Here is a 21,278-nt window from a genome sequence, read left to right on the forward strand (position 1 = left end):
GGCTCGTTGCAAGCGAAGTCGTTCGTCCAGTTCATCGCACGGCGCCGTGGCCTTTTCCGATCCGACGATACAGGAACGGTGGCGGCGCGGCGTTGCTCGCCTCGGCAAGTCCTGCCATCAGGCCGTGATGAGGCGAGAGGCTGCAGGCCGGGTCGGTGGCCTCCACATCGCCTGTCAACGCGAAAGCCTGACAACGGCACCCCCCGAAATCGACATCCCTGCGCGGGCAGGCGCGGCAGGGTTCCTTCATCCACTCGTCGCCGCGAAAGCGGTTGAACGCCGCGCCGTCATACCAGACTTCATCGAGTGACTTTTCCCTTACGTTGTAGAAGTGCAGGGGAAGGCTCTCGGCGGCGTGGCATGGAAGAGCCTTTCCGCCCGGCGTGATCGTGATCACGTCACGTGCCCAGCCGCCCATGCAGGGTTTCGGAAATTGCGCGTAGGTGTCCGGCGTAACGTAGTCGATGTTGAGGACGCCCCTGAGGCGCTCGCGCGCGCTGCCGACGATAGCGGCTTCTTCGAGAACGGCGTCGTAGTCGGGCATCAGAGCCGCGCGGTTCTTCTCCGCCCAGCCGTAATATTGCACATGCGCGATTTCGAGGCGGTCCGCGTCCAGTTCGAGCGCAAGCTCGATCAGGCGCGCGGCTTGCCCGATGTTATGGCGGTGCGTCGGCGCGTTGAGCGTGAGCGGAAGGCCCGCTTCCCGCACCCATCGCGCAGCCACAAGCTTCTCCGCGAGGCTCCCTTTGTAGTTGCCGATGCGGTCGGAGGTTGCGGCGTCGAGCGCCTGAAAACTGAGTTGTACATGATCGAGGCCGCAATCGGCGAGCCGCCCCAGGCGTTCGCGCGTCAGCATTACGCCCGAAGTGATGAGATTTGTATAGATGCCGCGCGCGCTGAGCGCCGCCACGAAATCTTCCAGATCCGTCCGTAGCATCGGCTCTCCACCAGAAAGATGCACCTGAAGCACACCGAGATCCGCCGCCTGCGCGAACGCCGAAAGCCATTCGGCCGTGTCGAGTTCTTCCGCCGCTTTCAGAAGCTTCAGCGGATTCGAGCAATACGGGCATTGAAGAGGGCAGCGATGCGTCAATTCCGCGAGAAGGCCGAGCGGCGGCTCCGCGCGTGGGGCTTGGTTGGCTGTCACAGCGTCAACAGGCGTAAATCCATCCATTCCTGTATGAACTCCATCACATCGGTTTCGATGGTTTCGACCGGCGCGGCATATTCGGCGGCGAGTGTCGCCGACATGGCGGCAATCGTCCGTTCGCCATCACAGAGCTTCAGGGTTTCGACGGCGATGCCGTCCGGCCAGTAAACCCGCTCCGGCGCGAGCACGGCGTAGCGGCCCCGCACCGGATCGAACTGCAAGCGCACATGACGCGGCATTCGGGGTGCGCTGTCCGCCGTCGCGACTGCGCGCGTGCGCGATGATAGGCGCGGCTCCTTCGTAGGGCGCGTCATGGCTGGAAAGCTCCGGGCGCGACGAGCCCCGGCTCGACATAGGCGAGATGAAGCGCATCGAGTTGCGCCCAAAGCACTTGCGTCTTGAACAGAAGCGCATCCACGACCGCCTGCTGCGCCTCCGCCGTGCGCGCGCGTTCCTTCACATAGTTGAGCGCGAACTCGACGTCGCGCGGGGCCTGATCGAGACGGCGCGTGAAATAGCCCATCATCGCCTCGTCGATGAAATCGTAATTCGCGAGCATGCCGGAGATGCGTTCCGAATGGATGCCAGGCGCGAAAAGCTCGGTCAGCGAGGAGGCAATGCCTTCGAGGAGCGTTGTTTGGCGCACGAAATCGAGATAGGCGTCGCAGGCGAAGCGCGTGCCCGGAAGTATTCCGCGCGCGGAGACGACATAATCGCGCGGAAGGCCGAGCGCGTCGGTCAGGCGTAACCAGCGCGCGATGCCGCCCTCGTCGTCGCCGATGCCGTCATGATCGAAATAGCGCCGCCGCCATTCGAGGCGCATGGCGCGGTCGACCATCTTCGACATCAGCGCCGCATCCTTGCGCGGGATCGTGGCCTGATAATAATAGCGGTTCAGCGCCCACGCCCGCACCTGCTGCCTTGAGAGCTTGCCGCCATGCAGCAGTTTGTGAAACGGATGCAGATCGTGATAACGGCGCGCGCCGATTTCGCGCAGGAGAACTTCGAGGCCCTCCGGCGACAACCCGCCCGCAGGCACGGTCGTGTCGAGATCGGCGGCCGGGCTGGCCGACACGTTATCCGCCGCGCTCATTGTTCCAGTAGCCACGCTGTTTGATGCCTCGTCCAGTCTCCGCCGAATCGCGTCGCGATAGGGCGCCGCCCGTGCGGGCGGGGGCTACTGGGACAAACCATTGCGAGCGAGTTGGTGCCATCCTGGCGGCACGCTCAGCTGGCGCGGACCGGCCGTGTTCAGGCGAGCGCGAAGAAACGCGACGCGTTTCTGAAATCGTCGAAACGGTGCTTGAGGCGCTCGGCGGCTTCGTAATCCTCGCCCCATTGCGCGGCCTGCCACGCGTCGTCGATATGCGCCGCAGCCCAGGTTGCGCCCGTATCGAGGAATCCGTCCACATGGGCGAGCGACAGAAGTGCGGAACCGGTCAGCGTCGTCATCATGTGAAGCGCGGCGAGCCGGAACGGCCCGAAGGCGGTCAGGGCGTTACGAATAGCGTCGATCGAGGCAGGCGGCTGCGCAATATGGCCGACGCCCGTGGTCACCTCGAAAGTCGCGTCGTAGGTGTCGCGGATGAAGGCGAGCACCGGGTCCCAAGTCTCCGCCTGCCGCGCGGCGAGTTCGACTGGAAACGGCGCGCGATAGCAGAGAAGGTCGCTTGCCGCGAAGGACACGATGTCTCCGACAACCTCGCCTTCGCGCGGCGCGACGGCATCAGCGGCGCTGTTGGCAAGCCGCGTGTAGAAAAGCCTGTGCGGCGCGATGGTTTCGCCTTGCCCGTTCCATTCTTCGGCGATGGCTTCGGCAAGCGCGCGCGTGGGGACAGCGAGCGGGCGACCGGCCGGGGTCTTTACGGCGCGCCCGTCGAGATGGATCTGGAACGAGCCGTTGTCCTGTTCGGCTACGGTGGCGGCCTTGTAGAAGCGTTTGAGGGTCTTTTTGTCAGATGCGGTCATCGTTCGTCCGTCAGAGTTTGTTGCGGCGCGCCGCGCGCCAGATGCGCCAGAGCCGGCCGAGCGGGTTGAGCGCGACCCTGTCGCGCAAGGGTTGAAAGTCCGGCGCCGCCATCACCTGAAGATAGGGGGCGACAAGCGTCAGGGGAAGAAAGGCCGCGCGAGCGTCCGGCGCGATGTTCGCCTGCATGTCTCGGAAACGCTGAAGCGCTGCTGCCGCCTCGTCTCGCAACTCTGCAAGCGCGGCCTGAAGCGCGCCGCTGTCCTCGCCGCGTCCCATGGCCTCGAAATCGACGCCCTTCTCTTCGAGAAGCGCAAGCGGCAGAGGGAGGCGTCCGCGCGCGACGGAGTCGGGGAGGCCGCGAAGCGTTTCGACGATGCCCAACGCGAGTCCGGCTTCGCGGGCAGCGCCTTTCGCGGCTTCGCTGCGGTCGCCGAGCGCTGCGGAGGCGAGTTCGAACAGCGCGCCCTGCGAATCGTCGATAAGCGCCGCAAATTCCGCATTGTCGGCGGGGCTGTCGCCAAAAAGCTCGGGCACGTGCTCGTCCACCATCGCAAGGAGGCGCTCGCGCGGGAGATCATGCGCCATGATCGCGGCGTTCAGCGCGTCGGCGAGAGGATTGCCGGTCTTTTCGTTCGCCTCGCCGCTTTCGATCGCATCGTGCCACCATTTAAGGCGGATCTGTCCCGCCAGAGGTTCGCGCGCGACCGCAAGGACGTGATTCAGTTCGGAGTCGAAGGCATGGAGCGCGAAAAGAGCCGGGCGGGCGGCTTCGGGCGCGAACATAGCGGCCCAATAGCGGTCGCGGTCGCGCGAGCGGACGAGATCCGCCGCGCTTCGCCCGTCGTCGCGCGTGTCGGCGGCGGGCGACATGCGGTCAGCCTCGCGAGACCGGAAGCAGCGCGGCGGTAAAGCGGCGGCGCTCGGCGATGAGCACGTTGTAGGTGCGGCAGGCAGCGGCGGTGTCCATCGTTTCGAGGCCGAGGCCGCGTTTTTCGATCTGCCGCGCGAAGGCGGGCGAGACAAAACGCAAGTTTGCGCCGGTGCCGTAGAGCAGGAAATCGCCGGGCGTTTCGCGCGTATCGAGAAAGCCGAGAATGTCGGTTTCCCGCGTGTCTTCGGTCGCTGCGGCCCACGCGAAGACTTCGGCGGCCGAGATGAGGAACGCCGTATCGCGGATCTTACCCGCGAATTGCAGCGCGCCACCCGGCGTCAAGGAGACGGGTGCGCGCGGGCCAAGGCGTGTCAGGGAACCGCTCATTGGCCGCGCTCCCGTCAGCGGCGCTTGCCGCGCCCGGCTTTGCGACCGGCGGGTGGACGGTAACCGGATGGCTTTGAAGCGACGCGCGCGGGAGCCGGCGTTTCGACTTCGGGCGCATCCGTCGATTCGAAGGCGGCGGCGTCGCTCGACTCAACGGCTGGCCGATCTTCGGCAGGAGCGGCTGCCGGCCTGGCCGGCTTCGCGGCGGGGGCGCCTGGCTTCGCAGATGCCTTCTCCACGCCGCTCCAGTCGCGCTTGACGCCGATGAGGATGAGGAACGGCGCTGCGATGTAAACGGATGAATAGGTGCCGATCAGCGTGCCGAAGATCATGGCGAAGGTGAAGCCGCGGATAACCTCGCCGCCAAAGATATAAAGCGGGATCAGCGCCATGAGCACTGTCGCCACGGTCATGATCGTGCGCGACATCGTCTCGTTCACCGACAGGTCGAGCAACTGCCGCAGCGGCATCTTCTTGTAGCGGCGCAGGTTCTCGCGGATACGGTCGTAAATGACGACGGTATCGTTGATCGAATAGCCGAGGATGGTGAGAAGCGCCGCCACGATGGTGAGGTCGAAGTCGAGTTCGAACAGCGACCATAGCCCGATTGTGAGCATGACGTCATGCACCAGAGCTATGACTGCGCCGAGTGCGAACTGCCATTCGAACCGGAACCAGACATAGGCGAAGATGCCGAGATTGGTGAGCACCAGCGCCCAGATCGCGGAGTTGATGAGTTCCTGCGATACGGTGCTGCCAACCTGTTCGCGGCGCAGTTCCTTCGTGCCTTCGGGCAGTGCGGCCAGCACCTTGTCGGCGGCGACCTTTTGCGCCTCCGGGCCGCCTTCCTGCTCGGGGAAGCGGATCAGGAGCTCGTCGGCCTTGCCGAAATTCTGGATCTGGATTTCGCCGACGCCGAGATGCGTCAGCGTCGTGCGCAGCTTGGCGGCCTCGGCGGCAGTCGGCGTCTGCACTTGCATCAGCGTGCCGCCCTTGAAGTCGATGCCGAAGTTCAGTCCGTGGGTGAACAGCAGCACGACCGTGCCGACGATGCCGATGATCGACAGCGCGAAGCAAAGCCGGAAGTATTTGACGAAATGGAAATTCGTCTTCTGGGGGAGGCGGAACAGCGGTTTCAGCAGCATGGCTTGGCTCGTTCGGCGCTAGAGCGAGCCGCTTTTCGGCGCGGCGTTGCTCGACAAATAAGAAGCCAGGGTATCCTGAGGGACACCCTAGATGTGAAGGACGGTAGGCCGCGTCTGGCGCAGCCATGTCGACACCATCAGGCGCGTCAGCGTGATTGCGGTGAACAGCGAACTCACGATGCCGAAGGACAGCGTGACCGCGAAGCCTTTCACCGTGCCCGACCCGAACGCGTAGAGGATCAGCGCGGCGAGAAGGGCGGTCAGATGCGAGTCGATGATGGTTGCGTAGGCGCGGTCGAAGCCTGCCTCGATGGCCGAAATCATCCCTCGCCCGGTTCGCAGTTCCTCGCGTATGCGCTCGTATATGAGCACGTTCGCGTCCACCGCGACCCCCATTGTGAGCACGATGCCTGCGATGCCCGGCATGGTCAGCGTTGCATGGAAGAGCGAAAGGCAGGCCATGATGATGGCGATATTGACCGCAAGCGCGATCACGGAGAACAGGCCGAACAGTCCGTAGGCCGAGATCATGAACAGCGAGACAGCCGCGAAGCCGACGGCGGCGGCGATGGACCCCGCGTCGATGGAATCCGCGCCGAGGCTCGGGCCCACAGAGCGTTCCTCGATGATGGAAAGCGCGGCCGGAAGCGCTCCCGAGCGCAGCAGCAGCGCGAGACGGTTCGTTTCCTCGACGCCGAAATTGCCCGTAATCTGGCCGCGTCCGCCCGGAATCTCGGAGCGGATGACCGGTGCCGAGATCACCTTGCCGTCGAGGATGATGGCGAAGGGACGACCGATATTGTCGCGCGTCACCCGCGCGAAAGCCGAAGCGCCACGGCTGTTGAACTCGAAATCGACCGCGCGCTCGCCGACGCCGCCCGCGCGGTTGTCGTAGCCCGCATAGGCGTTCACGAGGTCGTCGCCCGAAACGATCACTTCCTTGTGGACGAGCACGAACTGGCCGGGCCGTTCCTGATCCGGCAGAAGCTGGGAATCCGGCGGCACGCCATGGTCCTTGGCCTCTTCCGGCGAGATCGACGTGTCGACAAGCTGGAAGGTGAGTTTCGCCGTGGTGCCGACGCGGGTCTTCACCTCGTCGGGTGCGAGGCCCGGCACCTGGATGAGGATACGGTCCTTGCCGCTTGCGCCGCCCTGCGCCTGAATGGTCGCTTCGGTCGTACCTTGCGGGTCGACGCGGCGGCGGATGACTTCGATGGAGCGGGAAATTGCGTTTTCGATGCGGCGCTGCACGCCCGCCTGCGTCGGCTCAAGCGTGATGACGCCCGGCTGCGTCGACTGAACCGAGAGGTCCGTGCCGGAATCGCCGCCCGACCCCGTCAGGAGCGAAGAGGAAAGCGGCTGCGCCAGCGTCTTGAGTTTCGTCAGCGCGGCGTCGGTATTTGCCGGGTCGCGCAGGTTCACACGCACCTGATTGCCCGCGATGACGACGCCCGAATGCGCGATGCGCGCTTCGCTGAGCGCGCGTCGCGATTCCGTCTGGATGGACTGCAGCCAGTCCTTCTTCAACTGCGTGGTGTCGATCTGGTAGAGAAGATGCGTGCCGCCGCGAAGGTCGAGGCCGAGCGGCATGCGGGGAAGCTGTGCCCAGGAGGGCAGGCTTTCATAGGTCGAGATCGGAATCACGTTCGGCAGCGCGAAGATGACCGACGCGACGGATATGAGAATCGTCGCCACCGCGCCCCAGCGCGAAAAATGCAACGTGAATGCGCTCATCGACCCTGTTCCCCTTGATGCGCTGCGTGTTCGGCCGGCTGCTTAGGCGGCTGTCTTGTCGCCGTTCGCCCCGGATTCGGCTGGCGCGTCTTCCTTGTCCTTCGACGTGTCGCCCTTCACCGGCTCGCCCTTGCCGCGAACGTCGGTGATCGTCGCCTTCAGCACCCGCACCTGCACGCCGTCGGCGATTTCGACCTTCAGTTCGCCATCGGTGCCGATCCGCACGACCTTGCCGATGATGCCGCCCGCCGTCACGACCGTATCGCCGCGCTTCACCGCATCCAGCATCGCCTGATGCTCTTTCATCCGCTTCTGCTGCGGACGGAACACCAGCAGATAGAAGATGACGAAGACGAGGATGAGCGGGAACAGCATGCCGAAAATGTCGCCGGCTCCGGCGCCAGGCGCTTGGGCGTATGCGGGAGAGATCATCGAGAGGACTCCGTGATGTGCGGAAAGAATGGGCGCGAGCCTTTTCGCGCGGAAGGTCGTGGCTTTCTTATAATGGCTTGCCCTGATATGGCAACTTCTGCGCCGTTGCGTCCGTGGCTAAATAGCGCATAGTTTCACGTTCTTCCACATCGGCGCGCGGACCTTGCGCTTTTTTCATCCACAACCGCGACCTCACACCATGCCCCAGACACCGCACCCCCTGGAACCGCTTCTCATCCGCATCGCGGAGGCGATGGAGCGCCTTGCACCGCCGGAAGGCGGCAAGGAAACCTTTGCTGCCGCGGATGCCTTCGTGTGGCAGGCCGAGGGGAGCCGCTTCCTCGCGGTTCGCCGCGTGAACCGCACGCCGATCGCGCTTCTCAAGGGCGTCGACCGCGTGCGCGACAAGCTGCTCGACAATACGGAAAACTTCGCGCGCGGGCTTCCCGCCAACAACGCGCTGCTCTGGGGGGCGCGCGGCATGGGCAAAAGCTCGCTCGTGAAAGCGGTGCATGCTGAGGTGGCCGCGAAGCTTGCCGCCAACGGCGCGTCGGCGCTGAAGCTTGTCGAAATCCACCGCGAGGACATCGAGAGCCTTCCGCGCTGCCTGTCGCACATGCGCGAAAGCCCGCATCGCTTCATCGTGTTCTGCGACGACCTGTCCTTCGACGCGGACGATACGGCTTACAAGTCGCTCAAGGCGGTGCTCGAAGGCGGCGTCGAGGGGCGCCCGCAGAACGTGCTGTTCTATGCCACGTCGAACCGCCGCCACCTGATGGCGCGCGAGATGGTGGAGAACGAGCGCTCGACCGCGATTCATCAGGGCGAGGCCGTGGAAGAGAAGGTTTCGCTCTCGGATCGATTCGGCCTTTGGCTCGGCTTCCACAACTGCTCGCAGGCCGATTATCTCGCGATGGTCGAGGGCTATGTCGCGCATCACGGCCTGACCATCGCACCGGAGGATCTGAAGGCGCAGGCGCTCGAATGGGCGATGACGCGAGGCTCGCGCTCGGGCCGCGTGGCGTGGCAGTTCGTGCAGGATCTGGCGGGGCGGCTCCAGCAGACGCTTGACTGACATACGGCGGGAACACGCGCGGGCTTCGGCGCTTCTCCGTTTATGGAGAATGCCGACGAACTCGATTGCATCGTGATTGGCGGCGGCCCGGCGGGGCTGACGGCGGCGCTCTATCTCGCACGCTTCGAGCGGCGTTTCGTCGTTATCGACAAGGGCGAACCGCGCGCAGCCCTCATCCCGGAAAGCCACAACGTGCCGTTTTTCGCGCAAGGCGTCGGCGGCGTGGAGATGTTGCGCCGCGCGCGAGACCATGCCGAGACATACGGCGCGCGCATCCTGTCCGGCGAGGCGACGACGCTCGCCATGAAGGGCGACGGTTTCGCGGTCGGCTTTCGCCACCGGGATGGCGAGGAGACGCTTCGCGCGCGATTCGTGCTGCTGGCGAGCGGCGTGGTGGACATTCCGCCGAGGCTTGCCGACGCCGATGCGGCGGTTCTCTCCGGTCTCGTGCGCTATTGCCCGATCTGCGACGGCTATGAGGCGAAGGGCAAGCGGGTGGGGGTGATCGGGCGCGGAGCCTGCGGGCTCGGGGAAGCGAAGTTCATCGCGAGCACCTGGAGCGCGGAGGTCACTCTGCTTTCGCTCGACGAGCCGCTGGTGCCGGAACGCGCCGAACAAAGCACGCTCGCCGAGCACGACGTCGATTTCGTGCCGATACCGATCCGCACGCTCGTTCGCGTCGGCGACGGCATCGAGGCGCTCGGGTATGATGGCGCGGTTCATCGGTTCGACATCGTTTATTCCGCCATCGGCTGCGATTACCGCTCGGGCCTGGCGAAGGCGCTCGGCGCCGCGGTCAATGAGGCGGGCGCGCTCAAGGTTGCCGCGCATGCGGAAACCACCGTACCGGGGCTTTACGCGGCGGGAGACGTGACGGAGGGGCTCAATCAGATCGTGGTCGGCATGGGGCAGGCTGCCCGCGCCGCAACACACATCCACAATCGCCTCTGACGTGTGTGCTCGGCTTTTACCTATCCGTTGCCGTAATTCTGGCATGTTTTCGACGCCATGCGGACACGCCTGACTAAACAAGAATTAAGGCGCCCGGAAAGCCGCAGCGCGTTGAACCGCGCGGGGCCGTTCCTTAAGTTTCGCTCCATCACAGCATAGAGGGAATACCATGCTCAGAATTTCCATCGCCGCCGCCGCGGTGGCGTTCCTCGCCGCGAGCCCGTTGGCCGCTTCCGCCGCCGAAAAGACGCTCGCGCTCAAGAGCAACGAAACTTCCGACATCATGCCGCTGTACGGCGTGAAGGACTGCAAGTCGCTGCTCACGGCGACGCCCGAGATCGAGGTGCTTCAGGGCGCGCCCGAATTGACGCTCTCGGTTCGCCCGGACAAGATCCTGCCGCCCGGCGGTAAGTGCAAGGACAAGGTGGACGGCGGCGTGGTCGTGGCCACGGTCGGCAAGGTGGAGAAGCCTTTCGACGGCCCGCTCACCTTCCGCGTGAAATACAAGACGAAGGACGCCACGCGCCAGTCCGCGCACACCTTCGACCTCAAGCTCTTCCCGTAAGCGCGCGCCTCCGGACGAAAAACGCCGCTGTCACCAAAGCAGAGACAGCGGCAGTTCGGTCGTGCTTTTCACTTCCGATATGGCCATGGACGAGTTTGTGAACTGCACGGACGCGACCTGGCTCAGATGCTTGCGGAAGAAAGTCTCGTAGGATTCCGTATCGCGCGTGATGACGCGCAGCAGATAATCCGTTTCGCCGAGAAGCGTGTGGCACTCGACGACCTCGGGGAAGCGGCGGATCGCGTCCTCGAAGGCGGGCAGTGTCCGCTGGCCGTGCGCCTGAAGCTTCACATGCGCGAACACCATCATGTTGAGGCCGAGTTTCTTGCGGTCGAGGATGGCGACGCGCCGCTGGATGATGCCCGCCGCCTCCAGCTTCTCGATGCGCCGCCACACCGACGATTGCGACGCGCCAGCTCGCGTGGCGATTTCTGCTGTGGAAAGTGAGGCGTCGGCCTGCAGGAGCATGAGAATGGTGCGGTCGACGGGATCGAGCGGATAAGGGGTGGAACCGGGCATCGATGCGTCTCCTCTGCGGCATATTGGCGCGATTGCGCATAAATTATGCTCTCAATCGCGGCTTGTGAAAGCCTTAACTCGCCGCCTCCAGCGCCTCACCGAACTTTGCAAAGTCTTTTCAGTTTTCCCATGGGATACTCATAATCCGACCATGGGAGAAGCCAATGGACACGCTCGCGTCTGCGCCCTCCATCAGTCTCGATGACAAGTATCGCGTCGATCAAGGCCAGGTTTTTCTTACGGGCGTGCAGGCTCTTGTCAGGCTTCCGCTTCTGCGCCGCCAGATCGATGCGGCCATGGGGCTCGACACCGCCGGTTTCATCTCGGGATATCGCGGTTCTCCTCTCGGCACCTACGACAAGCAACTGTGGCAGGAAAAGAAGCGCCTCGCCGAAAGCCAGATCGTCTTCCAGCCGGGCGTGAATGAGGAACTGGCTGCAACCGCCGTATGGGGCAGCCAGCAAGCGGCGCTGTTTGCGGGCGCGCGCCATGACGGCGTTTTCGGCATCTGGTACGGCAAGGGGCCGGGCGTGGACCGCTCCGGCGATGCCTTAAAGCACGCGAATTTTTTCGGGACCGCGAAAAATGGCGGCGTGCTGGCAATCGCGGGCGACGACCATTCCTGCAAATCCTCCACGCTGCCGAACCAGAGCGATTTCGCCTTCGCGGATGCCGAAATTCCCGTTCTTGGCCCGTCGGACATCGCCGAGATCATCGAATTCGGCCTGAAGGGCTTCGACCTTTCGCGCTTCGCCGGGCTGTGGGTCGGCCTGAAGGCCGTTTCCGACACCATGGACGCGAGCGCAACCGTGCGTATCGATCCATTGCGCTATCGCTCGTTCACGCCCTACGGCGTCGCCGAGCCGATCGGCGGCCGCAACGCAAGGCTCGGTCGCACGCCGCCCGAGCAGGAGGAAATCCATCGCCATTTCCGCCTTCCCGCCGCGATGGCGTTCGCGCGCGAGAACGGTTTCGACCGCCTCGTCATCGACGGCGCCGCCGCGCGTTTCGGTATCGCGGCTTCCGGCAAGGCTTATCTGCATGTACGGCAGGCGCTGCGCGACCTCGGTCTCACCGATAGGGAGGCGTCCGCGCTCGGTTTTCGCGTTTACAAGATCGGCCTCGTCTGGCCGCTGGAGGAGCACGCCGCGCGCGCCTTCGCGAACGGGCTCGAAACCGTGCTCGTGGTGGAAGAGCACCGCGACATGATCGAGCACCAGTTTCGCGCGGCGCTATACGGTCTGCCGGACGGGCGCCGCCCGCGCATCGTCGGCAAGCGCGACCTCGAAGGCCGCCCGCTTGTCAGCGACGTGCTCGATATCGACACCGCGCATGTGACGCGCGCGATCCTGCGCGTTCTGCCGGAAGCGATGAAGACGCCGCGCATGAAAGCCGTCGAGGCGCGCCTCGCGGAGGCCGCGCAACAGGCTGCCGCCGCACCGATCCATTTGCGCACTCCGTATTTCTGTTCGGGCTGTCCGCACTCGACTTCGACGAAGGTGCCGGACGGAAGCCGCGGCACGGCGGGTATCGGGTGCCACTATCTTGCGACCATGATGAACCGCAACACCGACGTTTTCACCCAGATGGGGGGCGAGGGCGTGTTGTGGGTGGGGCAGGCGCCGTTCACGGAGGAGACGCACGTCTTCGCCAATCTCGGCGACGGCACCTATTTCCATTCGGGCAGTCTCGCGATCCGGCAGGCCATCGCGGCGCGCGCGAACGTCACCTACAAGATCCTGTACAATGATGCCGTCGCCATGACGGGCGGCCAGCCGGTCGACGGTCAACTGACCGTGCCTCGGATTGCGGCTCAGATGCGAGCGGAGGGGGTGTCCCGCATCGCCATCGTGAGCGACGATCCCGACCGCCACGCGAAAGACCCCGCGATCCCGGCGGGCACGAGTTTCGACCATCGTTCCCGCCTCGACGCTGTGCAGCGCGAACTTCGTTCCGTTCCGGGCGTAAGCGTTCTTATTTACGATCAGGTTTGCGCCACCGAGAAGCGCCGCCGCCGCAAGCGCGGCCTTATGGAACAATCGGATAGGCGGCTTTTTATCAATACAGGCGTCTGCGAGGGTTGCGGCGATTGCTCCCGCGCCTCCAATTGTCTTTCGGTCGAGCCGGTCGAGACCGAGTTCGGCCGGAAGCGACGCATCAATCAATCAACCTGCAATCAGGACGCGACCTGCGTCGACGGCTTTTGCCCGAGTTTCGTGTCGGTCTACGGAGGCACGCGCAGGCGAAGACAGGTGAAGCATCTTTCACCCGAAATGCCTGAGCCCGCGCTGCCCGCGATCCCGGAAGACGGCTACAACATCTTGATGACGGGTATCGGCGGGCTCGGTATCACCTCGCTTGCCGCGATCCTCGGCATGGCGGCTCATCTTCACGGCCGTCAGGTGCGCATCGTCGACCAGATCGGCCTCGCGCAGAAGGGCGGCGGCGTCTATTCCCACTTGCGCATCGGCGAGCCGCAGACGGACCTTTTCAGCCCGCGCATCGGGGCGGGGCAGGCCGATCTCGTGCTGGCGGCCGATATCGTCGTAGCCCATGGCAAGAACAGCCTGCCGATGATGAGCGAGACGCGCACCGCCGTCGTCGCCGATCCGCGCGTCACGCCCACGGCCGAATTCGTCCGCGACAACGCCGTCGCTTTCGATGCTCCGGCCATGACCGCGAGGCTCGCAAAGCGCGCCCGCGCGCTCGACGAATGCCCGGCGCAGGCCATTGCGGTCGCGCTCGTCGGCGACGCGATCTTCGCCAACATGGTGCTGACGGGTTTCGCCTGGCAGAACGGGTTTGTCCCGCTGGAACGCGGCGCGATCCTGCGCGCCATCGAATTGAACGGAGCGAGCGTCGACGCAAACAAGCGCGCCTTCGCAATCGGGCGCGAGGCGGCTCTCTGGCCCGAACGCGTCGCTGCGCTGCTCGATCCCGCGCCGAAGCTCGCGCAGACGCTCGACGATATCGTCGGACTTCGCGCGACCGAACTGGCGGCCTATCAGGATGTGGCATACGCCGCGCGCTATCTCGCCTTCGTCGACCGGGTCCGCGCGCGCGAAATTGCCGTCGCGCCGCAAAGCGAGGTGCTGACCCGCGCGGTCGCGCAGAACCTCTTCCGGCTCATGGCCATCAAGGACGAGTATGAGGTGGCGCGGCTTTACACCGATGGCGCGTTCGCCGCGCAGATCAAGGCCGAGTTCGACGGCGACGTGAAGCTCAAGTTTCATCTCGCGCCCCCGATCCTCGGACGCCGCGATCCCGACACCGGGAAGCTCAAAAAGATGACCTTCGGCCCCTGGATGCTGCCCGTACTGCGGCTTCTCGCGAAGGGAAAGCGCCTGCGCGGCACATGGCTCGACGTGTTTGCACGAGCTTCCGAGCGAAAGGCAGAGCGCGCGCTTCTCGCCGACTACGAGGCGCGCATCGAGCGTCTTCTGCCGACGCTGACCAAGGCCAATCTCGCACTCGCCACCGCCTATGCCGCCGTGCCGGACATCGTTCGCGGCTTCGGCCATGTGAAGGAAGCCAACATGGCGAAAGCGCAAGCCCGCTATGCCGAGCTTGAGGCCGCGCTCGCAACCGGCGGCCACAGGCGCGAGGCGGCGGAATAGCCGTTCCGCCATGTTGACAGCAAGCCTTGCCTCAAGCGCCTCATGAGAAAAAAATAACGAGGGAGAAGCGCTTCAATGCCATCCTATCGCGGTCTCGACTTCGGGCTCGGCGAGGAAGCCGACATGCTGCGCGACAGCGTGAGCGCCTTCGCCGACGACAGGATCGCGCCGCGCGCGGCTGAAATCGACCGCTCGAACGCCTTCCCGCGCGACCTTTGGCAGCCCATGGGCGCGCTCGGTTTGCACGGCATCACGGTCGAAGAGGAATGGGGCGGTGCGGGCCTCGGCTATCTGCATCATTGCATCGCCGTCGAGGAGGTGAGCCGCGCGAGCGCAAGCGTCGGGCTGTCTTATGGCGCGCATTCGAATCTCTGCGTGAACCAGATCCGACGAAACGGCACGGACGAGCAGAAACGCCGCTATTTGCCGAAGCTGATCTCCGGCGAGCATGTCGGCGCGCTCGCCATGTCGGAAGCCGAAGCCGGTTCGGATGTCGTGTCGATGCGCACGCGTGCCGACAAGCGCGGCGACCGCTACGTGCTGAACGGCGCGAAGATGTGGATCACCAACGCCCCGCACGCCGACGTGCTCGTGGTCTACGCGAAGACGGACCCCGCCGCCGGGCCGCGCGGCATCACCGCGTTCCTGATCGAGAAGGGGATCGCGGGTTTTTCGGTCTCGCCCAAGCTCGACAAGCTCGGCATGCGCGGGTCGGATACCGCCGAACTCGTGTTCGAGGATTGCGAGGTGCCGGGGGAGAACGTCATGGGCGGCGAAGGACGCGGGGTCGCCGTCCTCATGTCAGGCCTCGACTACGAACGCGCGGTGCTTGCCGCCGGGCCGCTCGGCATCATGCAGGCGGCGCTCGACATCGTGCTTCCCTACATCCACGAGCGAAAGCAGTTCGGCAAGCCCATCGGCACGTTCCAGCTCGTGCAGGGCAAGGTCGCCGACATGGCGGTCGCTCTGAATTCCGCGCGCGCCTACGTCTATGCGGTCGCTCGCGCCTGCGACCGGGGCCAGACGACGCGCGAGGACGCCGCAGGCGCGATTCTCTATGCGGCGGAGGCGGCGACGCGCGTGGCGCTGGACGCCATCCAGCTCCTCGGCGGCACCGGCTACATGAACGACACGGCGACGGGGCGGCTCCTTCGCGATGCGAAACTGTACGAAATCGGCGCGGGCACGAGCGAAATCCGCCGTATGCTTATCGGACGCGAACTATTTGGCAAAATATGATTTCGTGTCATATTTGATGATATGCCAATAAATAGGAATTGGCATTTTGCGAAATCATTGTATGATGAGGCAAAATGGAGGACGGACATGGCGCGCAGAAAAAAGGACGAACGGCCGGACGATGCGCCATTGCGCGGGAGGGGCTTCGAGGAAGCGCCGCAGGCTCCGTTCGTTGTCGACACCGCTGAAAAACCCGGCTTCGGCGTCGCGAACCGCCTGCGTCTGACGCTCGGCCCCGGCGGCCGCGTGGTGATCCCGGCGGCGCTTCGCGAGGCCATGCAGGTGGAGGAGGGCGATGCGCTTCTCGCCTGGCTTGAGGATGGCGAACTTCATCTGCTCAGCCCGCGCGTCGGCGCGAGACAGGCCCAGGCGATGATGAAGGGGCTGCTCGGAAGCGGTCTTGCAGACGACCTCATAAAAGATCGGCGCCGTGAGGCGGAGGCGGAAGCGCGTGGCTGATGCGACCGCTTCGCGGGGCGAAAAAAGGGAACCGCTTCGATCTTCCACGGGCGGGGCCTCTCGAAGATTTGCGGGCGTTCCAGCGAGGCGCCGCTGATGTGCGCCGCGATCGTGCTCGACGCTTCGGCCATCCTCGCCCATCTCGGCGGCGAACCGGGGGCGGAACGGGCGGAGACTTTTTTCGGAAACGCCGCGATCTCCACGGTCAACCTCTCCGAGGTGGTGGCGAAACTTCAGGAGCGCGGCGCCGCGCTGCCGCTCGTGCGGGCGGCGCTTTCCCGCTATGGCCTCGACATTATGCCGTTCGACGAAGACCTGGCCTTTCGCGCGGGCGCGCTGCGCGTCGCAACGAAGCCCTTCGGCCTCTCGCTCGGCGACCGCGCCTGCCTCGCGCTCGCCGAAAAACTGCGTGTGCCGGTGCTGACCGCCGACCGGACCTGGCGCGACATCGAGCTATCCGTGGAGGTGCATGTCTTGCGTTAGGGCGACCTTTCGGGTCGCCCCGACCACTTTATCCGTTCGTTCTGGTTTGACATGGGGTTCCGCCTGCGCGGCAGAAACGAGGAGCGGGCATGGCAGTCCTGAAAAGCGCCATTGACAGGGGCTCCGCAGCCTTCAAGGCGAATGCCGTGGCGATGGCGGCCCTTGTCGGGAGGCTTCGTGAAAAGGCAGCGACCGCCCAAAAGGGCGGCGGGGCCGAGGCTTGTGCTCGGCACGCAGCGCGCGGAAAGCTTCTCGCGCGGGACCGTATCGCGCTCCTCCTCGATCCCGCCTCGCCCTTCCTCGAAATCGGCGCGCTCGCGGCTCACGGCCTTTATGGCGGCGACGCACACGCGGCGGGGATCGTTGCGGGTATCGGGCGGATTTCGGGCCGCGAATGCATGATCGTCGCCAACGATGCGACGGTCAAAGGCGGCACCTATTACCCGATGACGGTGAAAAAGCACCTTCGCGCACAGGATATCGCCCGCCAGAACCGACTTCCCTGCCTCTATCTCGTGGATTCGGGTGGTGCGTTCCTGCCGATGCAGGACGAGATCTTCCCCGACGAGCGCCATTTCGGCCGCATCTTCTACAATCAGGCGCGGATGTCGGCTGAAGGCATTCCGCAGATCGCGCTCGTCATGGGACCGTGCACGGCGGGCGGGGCCTATGTGCCGGCGATGTGCGACGAGAGCGTCATCGTGAAGGGCCACGGAACGATCTTTCTCGGCGGGCCGCCGCTCGTGCGGGCAGCGACGGGCGAAATCGTCACGGCGGAGGAACTTGGCGGCGCGGATGTGCACGCCCGCCAGTCCGGCGTCGTCGATCATTATGCGGAGAGCGACGCGCATGCGATCGGCATCGCGCGCGCGATCGTGGCGCGCCTCAACCGCACAAAGCCCGCGGTCCTCGACATCGCCGCGCCCCGCGCTCCGGCCTATCCCGCCGACGAGCTATACGGCATCGTCGAAGCCGACGCGCGAAAGCCCTACGATGTCCGCGAAATCGTCGCCCGCCTCGTCGACGGCTCCGACTTCGACGAATTCAAGGCGCGCTACGGTCCGACGCTCGTCTGCGGTACCGCACGCATCCACGGCTACCCCGTGGGCATCCTCGCCAACAACGGCATCCTCTTTTCCGAGAGCGCGCTGAAAGGCGCGCATTTCATCGAAGTGATGGACCAGCGCGGCATTCCGCTCGTCTTTCTCCAGAACATCACGGGCTTCATGGTCGGCCGGAAATACGAAGCCGGCGGCATAGCCAAGGATGGCGCCAAGCTCGTCACGGCTGTTTCGACGGCGAGCGTGCCAAAATATACCGTCATCGTCGGCGGCTCTTATGGCGCGGGCAATTACGGCATGTGCGGGCGCGCCTTCGGTCCGCGCTTCCTGTGGATGTGGCCCAACGCGAAGATATCGGTCATGGGCGGCGAGCAGGCGGCGACCGTCCTCGCCATCGTGCGCAGGCAGTCGCTGGAAGCGAAGGGGGCTTCGCCTACCGACACGGAGGAAGAGGCGCTGAAAGCGCCGATCCGCGCGCAGTTCGAGGAGCAGGCGGACCCGTATTATGCGACGGCGCGGCTGTGGGATGACGGCGTCATCGACCCCGCCGACACGCGCATGGTGCTCGCGCTCGCGCTTTCGGCGGGGCTGAACGCGCCGCCCGAGCGCGGCCGCTTCGGCGTTTTCAGGATGTGAGGCGAACATGTCGAGCGCCCGGCCTTTCACGTCGCTTCTCATTGCCAATCGCGGCGAAATCGCCTGCCGCATCGCGCGCACGGCGCGCCGCATGGGGCTTCGCACCATCGCCGTCTATTCGGAGGCTGACGCCCGCGCGCGCCATGTGACGACCGCCGACGAGGCGCGGCTTATCGGCCCCGCGCCCGCGCGCGACAGCTATCTCGACATTGCCCGCGTCATCGATGCCGCCAGAGCCAGCGGCGCGGAGGCGGTGCATCCGGGCTACGGCTTCTTGTCCGAGAGGGCTGCCTTCGCGGAAGCCTGCGCGGCCGCGGGGCTCGTCTTCGTCGGTCCGCCCGCCGCCGCGATCCAGGCGATGGGATCGAAGGCCACCGCGAAAGCGCTGATGGAGGCTGCGGGCGTTCCGGTCGTGCCCGGCTACGGCGGCGCGGAGCAAGATGCGGCGACCTTCGCACGCGAGGCGAAGCGGCTCGGCTTTCCCGTGCTGCTGAAGGCGGTCGCGGGCGGCGGCGGCAGGGGCATGCGCATCGTTCGCGCGGCGGATGAACTCGAAGCGGCGCTTCCGGCGGCCAGACGAGAGGCGGCGGCGGCGTTCGGCGACGAGACACTGATGATGGAGCGCTTCGTCGAGCGACCGCGCCATATCGAGGTGCAGATCTTTGCGGACGCGCATGGCAATGTCGTGTCGCTGTTCGAGCGCGAATGCACGCTCCAGCGCCGCCACCAGAAGGTCGTCGAGGAAGCGCCGTCGCCATCGCTCGACGAGACCCGCCGCGAAGCGCTGTACGACGCGGCGCGAAAGGCTGCGGCGGCAATCGGCTATGTCGGCGCGGGCACGGTGGAGTTCGTCGCCGACGCTGCCAACGCCTGGTTCATCGAAATGAATACGCGCCTTCAGGTCGAGCACGCGGTCACGGAGGCGATTACCGGCCTCGACCTCGTGGAATGGCAAATTCGTGTCGCGATGGGTGAGACGCTGCCGCTGCGACAGGACGAGATCAAGCGCGCCGGGCACGCGGTGGAGGCGCGCATTTACGCGGAAGACGCCGACGCGGGCTTTCTGCCGTCCACCGGCGCCATCACGCATTGGCGCGCACCGGAAGCGGGCTTCGGCATTCGCATCGACACCGGCTTCGGCGCGGGCGACGAGGTTACGCCGCACTACGATCCGCTGCTCGCGAAGGTGATCGCGCACGCGCCGACACGCGCCGCCTCACTCGCCCGTCTGCGCGGCGCGCTGTCGAGCTTCGAGGTCGCGGGCGTCGCCACGAACGTGGCTTTTCTCGCGCGGCTTCTCGGCGAGGATGCGGTGGCGGCGAACCTCCTGGACACCGGCTATATCGAGCGCGAACGCGCGGGCCTCGAAGCAAGCCCCGCACCGCGCGCGCTGCATCTCGCGGCGGCGGTGGCGGCTATCCTCGCGCATGAGGCGGACGAGACGCGTCGCGATCCGGCGGACCCTTGGTCGCCATGGTCTGCGGGTGCGCCGTGGATGCTGTTCGGCTCACGGACCCGCGTTCTTGAGTTTCGCGGCAAGAATGGCGAAGCCTTCGCCGTCCGCCTTGAACAGGAGCGCACGGGCATGGTTCTCGTCTTCGGTGGCGATGGGGCACTTTTCGCGTTCGAGCGCGAAGAGCGCGATCCGCATCGTTTCGCGCTCACACTCGGCGGCGCGCGGCACACCGTCGGCGCTGTCCTGCACGACGGCACGGTCACGGTTTTCGACGGCCCGCAGCCGATCCGCCTTGCGTTCGTCGATCCTTTCGCGGCGGAAGCGGCCACTCATCATCCCACCACGGGCACGCTCGCGCCCATGCCGGGCACGGTGTTGTCGCTCCTCGCGGAGCCGGGAGCGAGCCTCGAAGCGGGCGATCCGATCCTCATCCTCGAAGCGATGAAGATGGAGCACACGGTGCGGGCGCCGTCGCGCGGGCGCGTCGCTCGCTACAGCGTCGCCGTCGGCGATTTCGTCTCCGAGGGCGCGGCGCTGATGGAGTTCGAGGCCGGGGAGCCGCGCAATGGCTGAGCGCATCCGCATCGTCGAGGTGGGGCCGCGCGATGGCCTCCAGAATGAGGCCGTGACGCTGCCCGTTGCCACACGCGTTGCCTTCATCGAAAAGCTGATCGCGGCTGGATTGAAGACGATCGAGGCGGGAAGCTTCGTCTCGCCGCGCAAGGTTCCGCAGATGGCCGAAACGGCGGCCATATTGAAGGCGTTCGAGGGAAGGCGCGGTGTGTCGCTGCCGGTGCTCGTGCCGAACATGACCGGGCTTGAGGCGGCGCTCGCGGCGGGTGCGCGCGAGATCGCGGTCTTCGCGGCGGCGTCGGAAACCTTCTCGCTGAAGAATATCAACGGCTCGATTGAGGAATCCTTCGAGCGGTTCGCCCCCGTGGTAGCGCGCGCCCGGGCGGAGGGCGTGGCGGTGCGGGGCTATGTGTCTTGCGTCCTCGGCTGCCCCTACGAGGGCGCGGTGCCGCTTGCGCGCGCGGCGGACGTGGCTCGACGGCTCGCGGCGCTCGGCTGCTACGAGATTTCGCTCGGCGACACCATCGGCGTCGGCACGCCGGACACCGCGTGCGCGATGCTGCGGGCGGTGGCGGAGCGAGTGCCGATGAACAGCCTTGCCGTCCATTTCCACGACACCGAGGGGCGAGCCGTCGCGAACATCCGCGCCTGTCTCGAAGAGGGTGTGCGCGTGGTGGACAGCGCGGCGGGCGGTCTCGGCGGTTGCCCTTACGCTCCGGGCGCCTCCGGGAACGTGGCGACGGAGGACGTGGTTTATCTGCTCGACGGCCTCGGTTTCGAGACGGGCGTGGATCGCGCCGCCGTCATCGAGGCGGCGCGGTTCGCATTCGAGGCGCTGGGCAAGAAAAGGGTAACGCCGCGCACGCCCTGAACCAGCGCCTTTCCCCGATGCCCGCGCGATCCCGGATGCGCGGCGTCACGATACATGTTTCGTTGCGATGACCACTGCCAATATC

General features: G+C 65.6%; 20 protein-coding genes. 10 read left to right on the forward strand and 10 right to left on the reverse strand.

Annotated elements, in window-relative coordinates:
- Window positions 1-31 precede the first annotated feature (31 nt).
- The 9 genes from pqqE to yajC all read right to left on the reverse strand — a co-directional run bounded on the left by pqqE (window position 32) and on the right by yajC (window position 7,688).
- Window positions 32-1,174, reverse strand: coding sequence for a pyrroloquinoline quinone biosynthesis protein PqqE (gene pqqE, locus EK416_RS01625; RefSeq protein WP_127075652.1), 1,143 nt, complete (start codon window positions 1,172-1,174; stop codon window positions 32-34).
- On the reverse strand, window positions 1,144-1,464 hold the full coding sequence (gene pqqD, locus EK416_RS01630) for a pyrroloquinoline quinone biosynthesis peptide chaperone PqqD (RefSeq protein WP_127075654.1): 321 nt from the start codon (window positions 1,462-1,464) through the stop codon (window positions 1,144-1,146). The genes pqqE and pqqD overlap by 31 nt, the downstream gene beginning before the upstream one ends.
- Window positions 1,461-2,243: a pyrroloquinoline-quinone synthase PqqC gene (pqqC, locus tag EK416_RS01635; RefSeq protein WP_127076327.1), complete on the reverse strand. Its 783-nt coding sequence runs from the start codon at window positions 2,241-2,243 to the stop codon at window positions 1,461-1,463. The genes pqqD and pqqC overlap by 4 nt, the downstream gene beginning before the upstream one ends.
- Window positions 2,244-2,401: 158 nt before the next feature.
- Window positions 2,402-3,118, reverse strand: a complete 717-nt coding sequence (locus tag EK416_RS01640) for an ATP12 family chaperone protein (protein WP_127075656.1) — start codon at window positions 3,116-3,118, stop codon at window positions 2,402-2,404.
- A gap of 10 nt (window positions 3,119-3,128) precedes the next feature.
- Window positions 3,129-3,989: a phytoene/squalene synthase family protein gene (locus EK416_RS01645; protein ID WP_127075658.1), complete on the reverse strand. Its 861-nt coding sequence runs from the start codon at window positions 3,987-3,989 to the stop codon at window positions 3,129-3,131.
- Window positions 3,990-3,993: 4 nt separating this feature from the next.
- Window positions 3,994-4,377, reverse strand: coding sequence for an Mth938-like domain-containing protein (locus tag EK416_RS01650; protein WP_127075660.1), 384 nt, complete (start codon window positions 4,375-4,377; stop codon window positions 3,994-3,996).
- A gap of 14 nt (window positions 4,378-4,391) precedes the next feature.
- Window positions 4,392-5,522: a protein translocase subunit SecF gene (secF, locus tag EK416_RS01655; protein WP_127075662.1), complete on the reverse strand. Its 1,131-nt coding sequence runs from the start codon at window positions 5,520-5,522 to the stop codon at window positions 4,392-4,394.
- An 87-nt stretch (window positions 5,523-5,609) separates the two neighbouring features.
- On the reverse strand, window positions 5,610-7,256 hold the full coding sequence (secD, locus tag EK416_RS01660) for a protein translocase subunit SecD (protein WP_127075664.1): 1,647 nt from the start codon (window positions 7,254-7,256) through the stop codon (window positions 5,610-5,612).
- A gap of 42 nt (window positions 7,257-7,298) precedes the next feature.
- On the reverse strand, window positions 7,299-7,688 hold the full coding sequence (gene yajC, locus EK416_RS01665) for a preprotein translocase subunit YajC (protein ID WP_127075666.1): 390 nt from the start codon (window positions 7,686-7,688) through the stop codon (window positions 7,299-7,301).
- 199 nt (window positions 7,689-7,887) lie between these two features.
- Between yajC and EK416_RS01670 the strand changes: the two genes are divergently transcribed.
- From EK416_RS01670 to EK416_RS01680, 3 genes are all read left to right on the forward strand, one after another.
- Window positions 7,888-8,763, forward strand: a complete 876-nt coding sequence (locus tag EK416_RS01670; RefSeq protein ID WP_127075668.1) for an ATP-binding protein — start codon at window positions 7,888-7,890, stop codon at window positions 8,761-8,763.
- Between the two features lie 42 nt (window positions 8,764-8,805).
- Window positions 8,806-9,714 (forward strand): NAD(P)/FAD-dependent oxidoreductase, encoded by a 909-nt coding sequence (locus EK416_RS01675; RefSeq protein ID WP_127075670.1) that lies wholly within the window; start codon window positions 8,806-8,808, stop codon window positions 9,712-9,714.
- Between the two features lie 169 nt (window positions 9,715-9,883).
- Window positions 9,884-10,279: a hypothetical protein gene (locus EK416_RS01680; protein WP_127075673.1), complete on the forward strand. Its 396-nt coding sequence runs from the start codon at window positions 9,884-9,886 to the stop codon at window positions 10,277-10,279.
- Between the two features lie 30 nt (window positions 10,280-10,309).
- Here the strand turns inward: EK416_RS01680 and EK416_RS01685 are convergent, their stop codons facing one another.
- Window positions 10,310-10,798 carry an Lrp/AsnC family transcriptional regulator gene (locus tag EK416_RS01685; protein WP_127075675.1) on the reverse strand — a complete coding sequence of 163 codons (489 nt, stop codon included), beginning with the start codon at window positions 10,796-10,798 and terminating at the stop codon, window positions 10,310-10,312.
- Between the two features lie 164 nt (window positions 10,799-10,962).
- Between EK416_RS01685 and EK416_RS01690 the strand changes: the two genes are divergently transcribed.
- The 7 genes from EK416_RS01690 to EK416_RS01720 all read left to right on the forward strand — a co-directional run bounded on the left by EK416_RS01690 (window position 10,963) and on the right by EK416_RS01720 (window position 21,193).
- Window positions 10,963-14,415, forward strand: coding sequence for an indolepyruvate ferredoxin oxidoreductase family protein (locus EK416_RS01690; RefSeq protein WP_127075677.1), 3,453 nt, complete (start codon window positions 10,963-10,965; stop codon window positions 14,413-14,415).
- A 75-nt stretch (window positions 14,416-14,490) separates the two neighbouring features.
- Complete coding sequence (locus EK416_RS01695) at window positions 14,491-15,654, forward strand: isovaleryl-CoA dehydrogenase (protein WP_127075679.1); 1,164 nt, start codon at window positions 14,491-14,493, stop codon at window positions 15,652-15,654.
- A gap of 87 nt (window positions 15,655-15,741) precedes the next feature.
- Window positions 15,742-16,113 (forward strand): AbrB/MazE/SpoVT family DNA-binding domain-containing protein, encoded by a 372-nt coding sequence (locus EK416_RS01700; RefSeq protein WP_210210960.1) that lies wholly within the window; start codon window positions 15,742-15,744, stop codon window positions 16,111-16,113.
- Window positions 16,114-16,209: 96 nt separating this feature from the next.
- Entirely contained in the window at window positions 16,210-16,596 is a 387-nt protein-coding gene (locus EK416_RS01705; protein ID WP_127075681.1) for a type II toxin-antitoxin system VapC family toxin, read from the forward strand.
- Between the two features lie 89 nt (window positions 16,597-16,685).
- Window positions 16,686-18,293, forward strand: a complete 1,608-nt coding sequence (locus EK416_RS01710; RefSeq protein WP_127075683.1) for a carboxyl transferase domain-containing protein — start codon at window positions 16,686-16,688, stop codon at window positions 18,291-18,293.
- A 7-nt stretch (window positions 18,294-18,300) separates the two neighbouring features.
- A complete protein-coding gene (locus EK416_RS01715) occupies window positions 18,301-20,322 on the forward strand; it encodes an ATP-binding protein (protein ID WP_127075685.1) in 2,022 nt (673 codons plus the stop codon).
- Complete coding sequence (locus EK416_RS01720) at window positions 20,315-21,193, forward strand: hydroxymethylglutaryl-CoA lyase (RefSeq protein ID WP_127075687.1); 879 nt, start codon at window positions 20,315-20,317, stop codon at window positions 21,191-21,193. The genes EK416_RS01715 and EK416_RS01720 overlap by 8 nt, the downstream gene beginning before the upstream one ends.
- Window positions 21,194-21,278: the final 85 nt, after the last annotated feature.

The organism is Rhodomicrobium lacus (assembly GCF_003992725.1).
Taxonomy (GTDB): domain Bacteria; phylum Pseudomonadota; class Alphaproteobacteria; order Rhizobiales; family Rhodomicrobiaceae; genus Rhodomicrobium; species Rhodomicrobium lacus.